14 protein-coding genes are annotated in these 12,835 nt (G+C 53.6%); 6 read left to right on the forward strand and 8 right to left on the reverse strand.

Annotated elements, in window-relative coordinates; genetic code table 11:
- Positions 1 to 65 precede the first annotated feature (65 nt).
- Complete coding sequence (locus J4E70_RS10575; protein ID WP_213889221.1) at positions 66 to 956, forward strand: zinc ABC transporter substrate-binding protein; 891 nt, start codon at positions 66 to 68, stop codon at positions 954 to 956.
- Between the two features lie 5 nt (positions 957 to 961).
- Here the strand turns inward: J4E70_RS10575 and hemC are convergent, their stop codons facing one another.
- Positions 962 to 1,906, reverse strand: coding sequence for a hydroxymethylbilane synthase (gene hemC, locus J4E70_RS10580; protein WP_213889223.1), 945 nt, complete (start codon positions 1,904 to 1,906; stop codon positions 962 to 964).
- A 118-nt stretch (positions 1,907 to 2,024) separates the two neighbouring features.
- Between hemC and hemE the strand changes: the two genes are divergently transcribed.
- A complete protein-coding gene (gene hemE / locus J4E70_RS10585) occupies positions 2,025 to 3,056 on the forward strand; it encodes a uroporphyrinogen decarboxylase (protein WP_213889225.1) in 1,032 nt (343 codons plus the stop codon).
- Positions 3,057 to 3,065: 9 nt separating this feature from the next.
- Here the strand turns inward: hemE and J4E70_RS10590 are convergent, their stop codons facing one another.
- Positions 3,066 to 3,500, reverse strand: coding sequence for a universal stress protein (locus tag J4E70_RS10590; RefSeq protein ID WP_213889227.1), 435 nt, complete (start codon positions 3,498 to 3,500; stop codon positions 3,066 to 3,068).
- A gap of 117 nt (positions 3,501 to 3,617) precedes the next feature.
- Positions 3,618 to 4,511 carry an oxygen-dependent coproporphyrinogen oxidase gene (gene hemF / locus J4E70_RS10595; RefSeq protein WP_213889229.1) on the reverse strand — a complete coding sequence of 298 codons (894 nt, stop codon included), beginning with the start codon at positions 4,509 to 4,511 and terminating at the stop codon, positions 3,618 to 3,620.
- Positions 4,512 to 4,648: 137 nt separating this feature from the next.
- On the opposite strand from hemF, the gene J4E70_RS10600 reads away from it, so the two are divergent.
- The gene (locus J4E70_RS10600; protein ID WP_213889232.1) at positions 4,649 to 5,023 is read left to right on the forward strand and encodes a hypothetical protein; all 375 of its coding nucleotides are present in this window, start codon (positions 4,649 to 4,651) and stop codon (positions 5,021 to 5,023) included.
- 13 nt (positions 5,024 to 5,036) lie between these two features.
- Here the strand turns inward: J4E70_RS10600 and J4E70_RS10605 are convergent, their stop codons facing one another.
- From J4E70_RS10605 to clpS, 3 genes are read right to left on the reverse strand one after another with little or no spacing between them, the layout of a single operon-like run.
- Positions 5,037 to 5,843, reverse strand: coding sequence for an SDR family NAD(P)-dependent oxidoreductase (locus tag J4E70_RS10605; RefSeq protein ID WP_213889235.1), 807 nt, complete (start codon positions 5,841 to 5,843; stop codon positions 5,037 to 5,039).
- Positions 5,844 to 5,885: 42 nt separating this feature from the next.
- A complete protein-coding gene (locus J4E70_RS10610) occupies positions 5,886 to 6,884 on the reverse strand; it encodes a class I SAM-dependent methyltransferase (RefSeq protein WP_213889236.1) in 999 nt (332 codons plus the stop codon).
- 15 nt (positions 6,885 to 6,899) lie between these two features.
- On the reverse strand, positions 6,900 to 7,220 hold the full coding sequence (gene clpS / locus J4E70_RS10615; RefSeq protein WP_213889446.1) for an ATP-dependent Clp protease adapter ClpS: 321 nt from the start codon (positions 7,218 to 7,220) through the stop codon (positions 6,900 to 6,902).
- Positions 7,221 to 7,325: 105 nt separating this feature from the next.
- On the opposite strand from clpS, the gene J4E70_RS10620 reads away from it, so the two are divergent.
- The 3 genes from J4E70_RS10620 (at position 7,326) to J4E70_RS10630 (ending at position 10,466) form a co-directional block, all read left to right on the forward strand.
- Positions 7,326 to 8,048, forward strand: coding sequence for an HAD family hydrolase (locus J4E70_RS10620; RefSeq protein WP_213889237.1), 723 nt, complete (start codon positions 7,326 to 7,328; stop codon positions 8,046 to 8,048).
- 211 nt (positions 8,049 to 8,259) lie between these two features.
- Positions 8,260 to 9,720, forward strand: a complete 1,461-nt coding sequence (locus J4E70_RS10625; RefSeq protein ID WP_213889447.1) for a D-alanyl-D-alanine carboxypeptidase family protein — start codon at positions 8,260 to 8,262, stop codon at positions 9,718 to 9,720.
- Between the two features lie 56 nt (positions 9,721 to 9,776).
- Positions 9,777 to 10,466 carry a fumarylacetoacetate hydrolase family protein gene (locus tag J4E70_RS10630; protein ID WP_213889239.1) on the forward strand — a complete coding sequence of 230 codons (690 nt, stop codon included), beginning with the start codon at positions 9,777 to 9,779 and terminating at the stop codon, positions 10,464 to 10,466.
- Between the two features lie 14 nt (positions 10,467 to 10,480).
- Here the strand turns inward: J4E70_RS10630 and ccoS are convergent, their stop codons facing one another.
- Together ccoS and J4E70_RS10640 are read right to left on the reverse strand one after the other, a co-directional pair.
- Positions 10,481 to 10,639, reverse strand: coding sequence for a cbb3-type cytochrome oxidase assembly protein CcoS (ccoS, locus tag J4E70_RS10635; RefSeq protein ID WP_213889240.1), 159 nt, complete (start codon positions 10,637 to 10,639; stop codon positions 10,481 to 10,483).
- A 4-nt stretch (positions 10,640 to 10,643) separates the two neighbouring features.
- Complete coding sequence (locus tag J4E70_RS10640) at positions 10,644 to 12,833, reverse strand: heavy metal translocating P-type ATPase (protein ID WP_213889241.1); 2,190 nt, start codon at positions 12,831 to 12,833, stop codon at positions 10,644 to 10,646.
- Between the last annotated feature and the right edge of the window lie 2 nt (positions 12,834 to 12,835).

Genomic DNA, 12,835 nt, shown 5'->3' on the forward strand with positions numbered 1-12,835 from the left:
CCAGACTTGTTATAGTATCACATGTTATATTATACACTTTTCCAGTAATCAACAAGGACAACACAATGCGACTTCCGGCCGTAATCGGGTTTCTCACGCTTGCATCTTCCGCGATAGCAGAGGTGCCTAATGTCGTCACTGACATAGCGCCTGTTCATTCGCTTGTGTCACAGGTGATGAGTAAACTTGGCGAACCAGTCTTGCTGCTTGATCAGGGTTCAGATCCGCACCATTTTCAGATGCGGCCTTCTCAGGCGCGCGCCCTGGCGAATGCGGACCTGATATTTTGGATAGGTGACGAACTGACTCCCTGGCTGGACCGTGCGATCGAAGGCGGAGCATCACACGACCACGCCATTGCCCTTCTGGAAGCCCCGGAAACGCGGGTTCGACAATTTAATGAGGGTCACAGCGAAGGGACCGATCATGATCACCACGGACACGATCCACATGCATGGCTTGATACGCAAAATGCAGCGCTCTGGCTTGGCATAATTGCCCAGAAACTTTCTGCCGCTGATCCGGGAAATGCGGAAACCTATGCGGTCAACGCCGGTATCGCGCGGGCAGAAACAGACGATATCACGTCCTATCTCCACTCAACTCTGGCACCCGCGAAAGAGTTGCCGATCATCGTACTTCACGACGCTTATGGTTACTTCGCGGATCAATTTGATCTCACTGTTGTAGGTGCCGTTCGCGAAGGAGATGCCACCGCCCCCGGTGCTGCGCACCTGAATGCGTTGCAAACGTTGATTGACTCGGGTTCAGTTGCCTGTGTTTTCAGGGAACCCCAACATAGCGCAGCGATGCTGGAAGCAATCGTAGCAGACAATCAGATACACATCGGAACGCTGGATCCCTCTGGAGCGATGATTGAACCCGGCCCCGGGTTTTACAATGCACTTATGACCGGACTCGCTGACGCGATTTCGCGCTGTGCAATTGAAGACTGAAAAGTTTACTTCCAGTCGAAAAACCCATTTGGCGCTGCAGATTTTAGGTATTTTCCCAAAGTTTTCCCTAGTGCCTTGGCGTCTTCGACCGGCGCACTGCTCACCTCTGCCAAGCGGTCGGCACCGTCAACACGCAGAATTTCACCGCGCAGGGTAATGATTCCGCCGCCTATCTCAGCCAATCCTGCAATGGGTGTTTCGCACGAACCGTCAAGCGCCGCCAAAAAGGCACGCTCAGCCAGCAACCGCTGGCCAGTGGCCTGATCGTGAATCGCAGACAGCATTTCGGCGGCGCGAGTGTCCTTAGCGCGGCGTTCAATACCAATAGCCCCCTGCGCGACTGCCGGTAGCATTTCTTCTGTTGCGATCGGGGTTGCCGGGACATCGGTCATACCAAGCCGTTTCAAACCAGCCATTGCCAGAAAAGTAGCGACAGCTACGTTTTCCTCCAGTTTACGCAACCGGGTCTGCACATTTCCGCGAAATTCCACAACATTCAGGTCCGGACGCGCATTCAGCAACTGCGCACGCCGACGCAGACTGGACGTTCCAACCGTTGCGCCAGCCTCCAGATCAACCAGGCTGCTGCCATGCGGTGAGATAAACGCATCCCGAACATCTTCACGCGGCAGATACGTATCCAGCAAAAGCCCCTTCGGCTGCGCGACAGGCATGTCCTTCATCGAATGAACAGCTATGTCGATCGCACCTGACAGCAAGTCTTCCTCGATCTCTTTGGTGAACAGCCCTTTGCCGCCAACTTCTTTCAGCGGCCGGTCCTGAATTCTGTCCCCTGTTGTCTTGATGACAACAATCTCAAATGCCACTTCTTCCAGGGCGAAAGCCTCTGCAAGACGTGCACGGGTTTCCCATGCCTGTGCCAATGCCAGGGGCGATCCTCGCGTGCCAATTTTCAGCGGTTCAGTCGGGGTGGGTAAAGTCAAAGCCATGACACCATCTAATCGCGTCAAAAGCGCGTGACAATACGGCTTGGACTTGACATCGCGTTGCTAGAACGACACCCAAGCGCCAGAAGCAGTTAAAGATGCGTGATTTAGGGTAAAATAAATGGCGAAAGAAAAGACGATACTGCGCGCACTTGCGGGCGAAACCCAACCGGTGCCACCCGTGTGGATGATGCGGCAAGCAGGGCGCTATCTGCCGGAGTACCGCGCAACGCGCGCCAAGGCCGGTGACTTCTTATCCCTTTGTTATAACCCTGAACTGGCCGCAGAGGTCACTTTGCAACCGATCCGCCGCTATGGTTTTGACGCTGCAATTTTGTTTGCGGATATTCTTTTGGTACCGCAAGCGTTAGGTGCAGACCTTTGGTTTGTCACAGGCGAAGGCCCGCGCTTGTCGACCATCACAACACCAGATGAAATGAACGCGCTGAAACCCGCCGATGCAATACATGATCATCTGGCCCCAATCTATGAAACTGTCCGTATTCTCAAGTCAGAGCTGCCAAAAGAAACCACTTTAATGGGATTCGCTGGCGCACCCTGGACCGTTGCAACCTATATGATCGCCGGGCGTGGCACGCCTGATCAGGGCCCAGCACACGCGCTGATGGCTGAAGATGTGGCAACATTCGAGGCCCTGCTTGAGCGGATTACAGAAGCGACGGTGGAATACCTTTCGATGCAAATTCAGGCTGGCGCAGAAGTTGTGAAGCTGTTCGACAGCTGGGCTGGTTCGTTAAAAGGCGACGCTTTCGACAAATACGCGCTCGCGCCCGCGCACCGCATCATTTCAGAGCTAAAGTCAAAACACCCCGATACGCCAATTATTGCTTTTCCGCGCGAGGCAGGTGAGCGGTATATTGGTTTTGCCAAGGCAACGGGTGCAGACTGTGTCGCACTCGACAATTCTGTCAGCCCGGAATGGGCCGCTGAAAATGTTCAGACCGATGGCTGCGTACAAGGGAATCTTGCTTCACGGCATATGGTGACCGGCGGCCAAGACCTGATTAATGAAACCAAACGCATCGTCGCTGCCTTTAAAAATGGACCGCATATTTTCAATCTGGGACACGGGATCACACCAGATGCTGACCCCAACAATGTGCATCTGATGTTAGAGGCTATCCGAGGATAGCTCACAGGCCTATTTTACGGTCATACAGGCACAGTCTGCGTCATTCGCAATCCTTTGTGATGTACTGCCAAGCAATAACCTAGATAGTCCTCCCAAACCGCGTCTTCCGGTAACGATCAAATCTGCGCCAACGCGTTCTGCAACATCAAGAACGTGATGGGCCGGATCCGCATTGCCAATCTCAATACTGACGGGCCTGCATCCATTTTCGGCTGCACGCGCTTCTGCCGCTTTGATCACTTCGCGGCCTGCGGCTTCAATCTCTTCCTGTGTGGGTTCTTTCACATAGACGCCAGCCCCAATCGCGATCGCGGTTGTGTCAACTTCGGGCGTATGGGCCAAATGCAGGTTTGAACTAAATCTTTTTGCGATTTCACACGCGATATCCAGCGCGTTATTCGCTTGTTCAGATCCGTCCACAGCGACAACAATATGTTGAAACATTGCCTGTCCTTTCCATTCACTGCAGTGAAACATGGCAGGTCCGGAATGTCACGCCATGACCTGCATCAATGGAAATTACTGCGTTCTCAGCAGAGATTCCGGTTTGCTACCGGTCGATCATACCCACTTTGCTAACGGAGGCAGGCTCATCAGAACGGCGTTTGCATCATGCCCGGTTTCAAGGCCAAATTTCGTGCCGCGGTCATAGACAAGATTGTACTCGGCGTAGAGCCCTCTGTGGATAAGCTGCTTATCTTTATCGGCTTCGTTCCATGGCGTGGTTCTGCGCGCTTCGACAAGGGGTACAAACGCCGGTAGGAACGCACGGCCCACATCCTGGATAAATGCAAAATCAGTTTCCCAGTCACTTGTATTGTGGTCATCTAGGAAAATACCACCAACGCCGCGTGCCCTGCCCCTGTGCGGAACATAAAAATATTCATCCGCCCATTCCTTAAAGCGCGGGTAGTAGGACGCATTGTGGCGGTCACAATGCCCCTTTTGAACCGCATGAAAGGCCTGCGTGTCTTCAGGGTACTCGATGCATGGGTTAAGGTCAGACCCGCCCCCGAACCACCATGCATGAGGCGTCCAGAACATGCGCGTATTCATGTGAACAGCAGGGCAATGCGGGTTTTGCATATGCGCGACCAAAGAAATGCCCGACGCCCAGAAACGTGGATCATCAGCCATGCCTTCTAGCCCTTTGCGTGCCGCCATAGCAGCCTGCGCGCGTTCTCCCAAGGTGCCGTAAACAGTTGAAACATTTACGCCAATTTTCTCAAAAACACGACCGCCACGCATAACACTCATCAACCCACCACCAGCGTCGGACCCATCAGCAGAAGCGCGCTTTGTTTCGCTTACGTCGAACCGCCCGGCAGGCTGATCTGAAAATGGGCCAGCGGTCTGGTTGTCTTCCAAAGCCTCAAAACGCTCAACAATCTGGTCGCGTAGCTCCCGAAACCAGGCAGCGGCGCGGGCTTTCTGATTGTCCATTGTCGCGTCCATCAATTGTCTCCTTTGGTTTAAATCCCCATTAACCCTAAACCATGTAACGTTCCAGTGCTTGTACCCAACTCGGTGTCGTAATTGGCAAACAGAACCAATATATATACTCTATGTTCCCTAGTTTAGTGAGGTCCGCCATGTTTCGATTTTTCCTTCCACTCGTTCTATTGCTTGCCGCATGTGAAACGCCGCGTCAGCAGTGCATCAGCACTGTCAGCAAGGACCTGCGTGTCATAGACAGGCTTATCACAACAACAGAAGGAAATATTGAACGTGGCTACGCGATCAGCCGGACAAGAGAACCCGATTTTCGGATTCAACTTTGCGGCAGCCCTCACGACAACTTCCTGTTCTGCAATTCACATTCAACACGGTTGGTGAGCAGGCCCGTAGCAATCGACTTGGAAGAAGAAACACGCATCCTTGCCTCTCTGAAAAAGCGACGTGCAGAGATGACCCAAAAAGTACAGTTGCAGATCGCATCCTGTGCTGCGCATTACCCGGAAGGATGAAACTGACTTGTCATTAATGCGCAGGTGCCCCGACTGGGTCCAGCAAAGTCCTGCCGCCATCAACTGTTAGAATTTGGCCGGTGGCAAAACTGGAACTGTCAGAGGCCAGAAACTGAACTGCCTCTGCAACTTCGCTGGCAGGGGCAATGCGTCCCATAGGCGTATGATCCAGAATTTCCTGACGGTATCCTTCGTGTTCTTTCAGTTCCGCCTGAAGACTGGCGCTCATAACGCTGCCAAAAGCGACAGCATTCACGCGAATGCGGTTTGGCGCCAGCGCAACTGCAAGCGAACGCGTCATCTGATCAAGCGCGGCAGCACTGATGGAATAGGCCAGCAAGTCAGGATGTGTGCGTCTTGCCGCGATGGACGATAAGTTCACAATAGATCCTATTTGCCCTTCTGTCTGACCATCGTTTTCCGCCTGTGCAATCATGCGACGCGCAACAGATTGGCTAAGTCTGAGGCTGGTTAATAAATTCTGCCGCAGCAATTTCTCAACGGCATCGTCATCCGGATTCAAAGGGTCAGAAGTCACAATCTGACGGCTCGCGTTCACCAGAATATCCACCCGCTCAAATGCGTCTATCGTTGCCGACAGAAGGTTAGCTATGGTCAGTTTCTCACGCAGATCGCCCGCAAAGTAACGTACGTTTCCCTCTTCCGAGGTATTGCCAAGCTCTTCTATCAACCTAGCTTCGTCTATATCAGCAAACATAACGTTTGCGCCCTGCTCCGCGAAATGGCGGCCTGTAGCAAGGCCGACACCGTTCGCGGCGCCTGTGATGATCGCAGTTTTACCTGAAATGGAAAATGACATGAGCAACCTGAACTGTTGATTCTCTAAGGAGAGTATTAAATTTCAGCCACTTGCGCGAGAGCCGCGCTTTGCATGGCTTGCTTTGAGCACTTTAAAGCTCTTGTCGCCACCGATTTCTTCGACACGTTGAAAGACATCAGACAGCGTGTTTTCGTAAGGCAGGTGCCGGTTTGCGACGAGCCAAAGCTGCCCTGCGGGCGACAACATACGTACCGCGGCGGCGATGAACGCGCGTCCAAGTGCCGGGTTCGCTGCGCGGCTGGTATGAAACGGCGGGTTTGTGATGATGGTATCAAATGGCACGTCAGGCTTGAAACGGGTAGCATCCGCCCAGTGAAAATGAGCGCGTGGATCGGTGACATTGATCCGCGCGCAATTGATTGCGGCGTATTCCGCTTCGATCAGATGAATTTCTTCAACGCCGTCGCGACCCAGAATATTTGCAGACAAATATCCCCAGCCTGCCCCCAAATCCGCAACACGCCGACCTAGTTTCTGCGGCAACGTCGCGATTAGTGCCTGCGAACCGCGGTCAATCTTGTCTGCAGAAAATACGCCCGGGGCAGTTGTGTAGCCATCGGGACCAATAGTTTCTCCAGCAATCCAGCCGTCAAAACAGTCGGACGAGTTAAAGAAGAACAGTTTGCCATGTGCTTTTGAGATGGCCGGGCTAACAGTGGTGCGTTTGCGGCATTCCTTGAACATACTGTCAATGCCGTCGGTTTTCTGGCCGTCTACAACGATCAAACCGTTTGGGGTAAGGCGTGCGGCTTCAGCAATCATTGCGCGGGCTTCTGCTTTGGCACGCGGAAGCATGATAATCGACAAGCCATAGTCGTTGCGCGCCTCGGCAAACGTTGCATAACCGCGCGACGCCCAGGCATCGTGATCGGGTTTGAATCCCTGAATTATATCGACACGCGTAATTGGTAGTGCAGAAAAATCATCTTCAGCTAGCGGGCTAAATACTGCAATCCGGCTTTCGGCGGGCAGAAGGAACGCACCAGTTTCAAGAGCAATGGAAATACGGGACTGTTTCATGGCAAGGGCGACGCCCTATTCCTTTTCCATGGTGCACTGCAACGGATGCTGATGCTGGCGGGCAAAATCCATCACCTGCGTGACCTTGGTTTCAGCGATTTCATGGCTGAACACACCAACAACGGCCAAGCCCTTTTTATGCACTGTCAACATAATCTCAAACGCCTGTGCATGGTTGAGACCGAAGAAGCGTTCAAGAATGTGAACCACGAATTCCATTGGCGTAAAATCGTCGTTCAGCAGCAATACCTTATAAAGTGGCGGGCGTGCAGTTTTGCTACGCGTTTTAGTCACCGTACCAGTCTCGCCATCACCGGTATCATCCTTGTCGGACATACGCGGGGGCAGTGCTGCCTTTATTTTCGTCAAAGGGAATTCCATTATAAGCCTCAGGCGAACTATATAGTCGCTTGGAACGGCGTGAAAAGGGGCGGTTTGGCTATGAGAGACCCTCAAAGGGTAAAAGTGACCACAATTGGCTTGGATGCAGACGATACGCTTTGGCATAACGAGCAATTCTTTCGCATCACGCAAGAGCGATTCGCAACCCTACTGGCTGATTTTGCTGAAAAAGATCATCTAGAGGAACGATTGCTGGCAGCGGAAAGACGCAATCTCGGCCACTATGGGTTTGGGGTGAAGGGGTTTGTTCTCTCGATGATCGAAACCGCGATCGAGGTCACCGAAGACCGCGTACCAGCGCGCATTATCCGCGAATTGATCAGTGCGGGACAGGATATGCTTGCACATCCGATCAACCTTTTGCCGCATGCACGTGAAACAGTGACCTCTCTGGCCGCTGACTTCAGGGTGCTCTTGATCACCAAGGGTGATCTTTTAGATCAGGAACGAAAGCTTGCTCAATCCGGGCTTGGGGATTTTTTTGACGGGGTCGAAATTGTCTCGCATAAAACACCAGAGACTTATTCCGAAATTTTCTCACGCCACGGTCAGGGTGCTGAAAATGCAATGATGGTTGGAAATTCCCTTAGGTCAGATGTGATACCTGCGCTTACAGCCGGGAGTTGGGGCATCTATATTCCGCACGAATTAACCTGGGCGCTCGAACACGCCGAAGCACCGACAACACATCCCCGATATCGAAGTTTTCCACACCTTGGAGATTTGCCTTATTTTTGCCGCAATAAGACATCTTGCGACTGATCCACTGGCATACGCAATATCTGCCAAATTTTGATGCAGACAAGACTTAAAGTATTTGAAATTGGGGTATTTTCTGATTCCATTCACTGTGCTATCGTCACCGTAACAATAAAAAGCTGACCGAAAAATCGGCAGCACGAGGCAGAAAGAGGCGGGCGACGTGAAGACACGTCTAGGGCAGATTGCCCCTACGGGGTTATTCGTGACAGTGATGATCTGTTTGGTGGCGTTCGCGCCGATCAGGTCTTTTGCTGCACCTTATGCAGCAATGGTAATAGACGCGCGCACAGGCGAGGTGCTTCATTCCAGAAATGCAGATACCCGTTTGCACCCGGCGTCTCTGACAAAAATGATGACTCTTTACATTACGTTCGAAGCTATTCGCAACGGTGAAATCTCGCTTGATACGCAGGTGCGTATTTCCAGAAATGCAGCGTCTGAACCACCCTCAAAGCTGGGGCTTCAGTCCGGACAACGCATACGTTTACGCTATCTGATCCGCGCTGCAGCAGTGAAATCCGCAAATGATGCAGCTACTGCACTTGGCGAAGCCATTGAAGGTTCCGAGGCCGCATTTGCGCGACGGATGAACCGCACAGCCCGGGCGCTTGGAATGACCCGCTCTATATTTCGAAACGCCCATGGCCTGACCGAAGAGGGGCACCTCTCAACCGCGCGCGATATGACAATTCTGGGCCGGCATTTGTTCTACGACTATCCGGATTACTACAATCTGTTTTCCCGGCGCTCTACCGACGCTGGTGTTCGCGAAGTTTCCAATACAAACCGCCGTCTGCTAAGCGCCTATCGTGGTGCTGACGGAATTAAGACCGGATACACACGCGCGGCTGGTTTCAACCTTGTCGCCTCCGCTGAACGGGGTAGTGAACGCATTATCGCAACGGTTTTTGGTGGGCGTTCGTCTGCAACGCGCAATGCGCGCGTGGCTGAACTGCTAGATATGGGCTTTCAACGCGCACCTAGTCGGGTCGCTGTAAATCGCCCAGCGCTTCCTGTGTACGATGACAATACGACTGCAGTTGCAAGCGGCACGTCAGCCGGAACTGCCGCCGGTCGAACCATTCGTTTGGTCACTGCGGTTAACACGAGCTTGCGGCCAACCCCGCGGCCAACTCAGGCACCCACGGCAGATATTCTGATCGCAATGCAGAGCGAAATCGAAAATGCAATTCAGGAAGTGCAGCAATCTTCCGGTACAACGCCTGCAGCAACGGCTGAAACCACAACGACTCCGGCACCGCGCCCGTCCGAGGCTGAAACCGAGGCTATCGCAATAGCCGCAGCAACGCAGGCTGCTCAAGAAGTTGGGGAAATCGTTCTGGCTGCAGCGGAACCTGCCAAAATCATAACGCCGGAACCCAAACCGGAAGCGCAGGACCCTGTTATTGTAATGCGTGTGTCGACATCTGGCGGTGAGCATTGGGGCGTGAATGTCGGGCGCTATGGATCGCGTTATCAGGCAGAGCGTGTCTTGCTGCGTACAGCCCTCAATGAAATGACAACGCTTGATGGCGCGCTGCGTCGTGTCGTTCAGCGTGGCGGCGGGTTTGAAGCCAACTTTATGGGTATGACCGAAGAAGCCGCAGAATTGGCCTGTCGTCGCCTTCAGGCACGCGCGATAGAATGCACACCCTTTGGTCCTTCTTCCTGAGCCCTTGCCCCCACGCAATCAAGCGGGCAAGTTAGCTGCAATCAGGAGAGATCAAGATGACAACTTTCGTTCTGCCGCTGCCCGAACCGCCCTCTGTTGCAATTGCAAAGAGTGAGAACCGCTTTCCAGTACGCCGTATCTTTTGCGTCGGCCGCAATTATGCAGAGCATGCGCGCGAAATGGGCAATGACCCGGATCGAGAGCCGCCCTTCTTTTTCACAAAACCGGCCGATTGCGTGATTGATGATGGCGCCGTGTTACCTTTTCCTACTCATACGAAAAACCTGCATCACGAAGCCGAACTTGTCGTTGCGATTGGCACTGGTGGCGCAGGTATTTCACCTGACGAGGCACTCAACCATGTTTGGGGATATGGCCCGGGCAATGACCTTACACGCCGCGACCTTCAGGCCGAAGCCAAGGCATCCCGGCGCCCGTGGGATATGGCAAAAGGTTTTGACCATTCTGCAGCCTGCGGAGCACTACATCCGGTCAGCGAAGTAGGCCACCCGGACCAAGCGCGCATCACGGCAACAGTGAATGACAACCTTCGTCAGGATGGCGACATAGCAGATATGATCTGGCCCGTTGCTGACGTTATCGCCTATCTTTCCGGCCTTGTCATTCTCGCACCAGGGGATTTGATATTCACAGGTACGCCAGCTGGAGTTGGATCGATTAAACACGGCGAAAGCTGCCGAGTCGAGATTGATGGCCTTGGCTCTGTGAGCGTCAGTTTTCGCTAAAAAGACACGTCGGATCAGGGACGTGGCTCATCCTCCCAGTCCGGGCTGAGAATCCGCTGGCTGTCCCCTTCCGGGTCATCATACTGATGTGATTTAAGGGCCCAGAAAAACGCAGCGAGCCCGAGCCCGCCCAGAAAGAGCGAAATCGGGATCAAGTAAACTAGCATTTCCATTGCGTCACCTCAGCCGCAGCGCGTTAAGGGACACGCTAATTGAAGACAGAGACATCGCCAAGGCCGCAGCCAGGGGCGTTGCAAATCCAAGCAGCGCGACAGGAACTGCTATCAAATTGTAAACGACTGCGATGCCAAAGTTTTCACGGATGCGGCTAACCGATTTCTCGGCAATAACTGTCGCCTCCGCAAGCGGTGCAAGATCAACGCCCAAGAGCACGATGTCCGAGGCGACACGCGCCGCATCCAACGCTGTTGCGGGCGAGATAGAGACATGCGCCGCAGCAAGTGCCGCTGTGTCATTCAGCCCATCGCCAACCATGAGAACACGCGCACCAGCACGGGTGACGGCCCCAATTGCGCTGGCCTTTTCTTCTGGCAAGGCTTCGGCGACCCAGTTTTCAATACCCAGCCGCTCTGCCATCGCCTGAACTGCTGCTGGTATGTCGCCTGAGATGAGATGTACGGTTTTGCCTTGTGCCTTTAGCTCTGCAACCGCTTGTTCGGCGCCCGCTCGCAGCCTGTCGACGAAGGTAAAAGAAACGGGGCTTGCCTTGCCAACCGACAAATAGGTTGCTGTCATCTCTGATGCTTCTGCATCCACCCATGCAGCGCGTCCCAGTCGAACAGGCATTCCACAAAATTGCGCTTCAATTCCGTAGCCTGGCACTTCTTTCAGGTCCGTTACAGTGGCAGCTTTTACATTCGCTTCATTCAATGCATCAACCAAGGCCACGGCAAGCGGATGCGACGACCCCTCCGCCAAAGCAAGCGCAACTTCGAGGTCTTTTATGTCGTGGTCATTAAGGTTGGTAAGCTCTGGCCGACCTTCCGTCAAAGTACCAGTTTTATCAAAAACGACGGTATCAATCTCTGCCAGTCTTTCGAGCGCTGTCCCGTCCTTGATCAGCATCCCTTTTCGGAACAATTGGCCTGATGCGGCGGTTGTCACCGCTGGCACCGCAAGACCAAGGGCGCATGGGCAAGTTATGATCAAGACCGCAACCGCAATGTTTAACGCCAGTCGTACATCACCACCAGATATCCACAACCATCCAGCAAATGCGACAAAGGCCAGCAAATGGACACCGGGGGCGTAAATCTGCGCAGCGCGATCAGCCAAGGATGTGTAGCGGTTCTTTGAGCTTTCGGCCATCGCGACAAGATCTGCCATGACATGCAGCGAACTGTCCTCTCCGGCGGCTGTCACTTTAAGCGTTAGCGGTCCGGTCAGATTAACCTCCCCCGCGCTTACGCTCTGCCCGATGCCCGCGAAGACCGGCAGTGTCTCGCCAGTTAGCAAAGAGCGGTCAATCTCGCTCGCCCCTTCAGTTACGAAACCATCAACTGGCATTCTTCCGCCCGGTTTCACACGCACCAAGTCTCCGACTACAAGTTCAGCAATAGCCACAACTTCTTCGGTTTCACCGTTCAGACGTGTCGCACGGGGTACTTCAAGCGCTGCAAGTTCTTCGGCAGCCGAACGCGCAACTGCGCGTGTCCGGTGGTCCAGATAGCGACCTGCAAGCAGAAAGAACGTCAAAGAAAGGGCCGCATCAAAATATGCGTGTTCGCCCGATTGGGTGGTCTCATAGAGCGACATTCCCGCAGCAAGCAAAATAGCGAGCGATATGGGGACATCCATATTAAGCCTTCTGACAGACAAAGCACGCATCGCATTTTTGAAAAACGGCTGCGCTGAAAACGCAATTGTCGGTAACGCAATTGCGGCAGAAATCCAGTGAAACAGGTCGCGTGTTGCAGCTTCAGCGCCTGACCAAATCGCGACAGAGAGCAGCATCACATTCATAGCCGCAAAACCAGCCACGGCGAGCCGCATCAAAAGATCGCGCCCTGCCTTGTCGTTTTCTGTCGCAGAGAGAAGGCCACGATCAAGCTCGTGCGCGGTGTATCCCACCCCATCAAGTGCTTTTATCAGGTCGCCTGCTTCCACATCCGGCGCAGCTTCAATACTTGCACGCTTCAGCGTGAGGTTAACACGTGCAGACTTAACTCCGGGATGTGCAAGAAGCCCGCGCTCAACAGCTGAAATACAGCCGGAGCAGTGAATGGTGGGTAATGAAAGCAGAATACGAGCGTCACCGCTTTTGGACTGCTCCGCAAGCGCCTCTGCCGCCGGAGATGCTGCACACGCGGGACAGCCGGAAACTTGTGTAGGCACCGCCGTGTTCATCG

It is taken from the genome of Pseudohalocynthiibacter aestuariivivens, assembly GCF_018457175.1.
GTDB lineage: Bacteria > Pseudomonadota > Alphaproteobacteria > Rhodobacterales > Rhodobacteraceae > Pseudohalocynthiibacter > Pseudohalocynthiibacter aestuariivivens.

Coding starts and splice junctions, on each gene's coding strand:
- J4E70_RS10590 (WP_213889227.1), bottom strand. CDS start 3,500: ATGTTTCAACATATTGTTGTCGCTGTGGACGGATCTGAACAAGCGAAT.
- J4E70_RS10600 (WP_213889232.1), top strand. CDS start 4,649: ATGTTTCGATTTTTCCTTCCACTCGTTCTATTGCTTGCCGCATGTGAA.
- hemE (WP_213889225.1), top strand. CDS start 2,025: ATGGCGAAAGAAAAGACGATACTGCGCGCACTTGCGGGCGAAACCCAA.
- hemC (WP_213889223.1), bottom strand. CDS start 1,906: ATGGCTTTGACTTTACCCACCCCGACTGAACCGCTGAAAATTGGCACG.
- J4E70_RS10640 (WP_213889241.1), bottom strand. CDS start 12,833: ATGAACACGGCGGTGCCTACACAAGTTTCCGGCTGTCCCGCGTGTGCA.
- clpS (WP_213889446.1), bottom strand. CDS start 7,220: ATGTCCGACAAGGATGATACCGGTGATGGCGAGACTGGTACGGTGACT.
- J4E70_RS10620 (WP_213889237.1), top strand. CDS start 7,326: ATGAGAGACCCTCAAAGGGTAAAAGTGACCACAATTGGCTTGGATGCA.
- J4E70_RS10575 (WP_213889221.1), top strand. CDS start 66: ATGCGACTTCCGGCCGTAATCGGGTTTCTCACGCTTGCATCTTCCGCG.
- hemF (WP_213889229.1), bottom strand. CDS start 4,511: ATGGACGCGACAATGGACAATCAGAAAGCCCGCGCCGCTGCCTGGTTT.
- J4E70_RS10630 (WP_213889239.1), top strand. CDS start 9,777: ATGACAACTTTCGTTCTGCCGCTGCCCGAACCGCCCTCTGTTGCAATT.
- J4E70_RS10610 (WP_213889236.1), bottom strand. CDS start 6,884: ATGAAACAGTCCCGTATTTCCATTGCTCTTGAAACTGGTGCGTTCCTT.
- ccoS (WP_213889240.1), bottom strand. CDS start 10,639: ATGGAAATGCTAGTTTACTTGATCCCGATTTCGCTCTTTCTGGGCGGG.
- J4E70_RS10605 (WP_213889235.1), bottom strand. CDS start 5,843: ATGTCATTTTCCATTTCAGGTAAAACTGCGATCATCACAGGCGCCGCG.
- J4E70_RS10625 (WP_213889447.1), top strand. CDS start 8,260: ATGATCTGTTTGGTGGCGTTCGCGCCGATCAGGTCTTTTGCTGCACCT.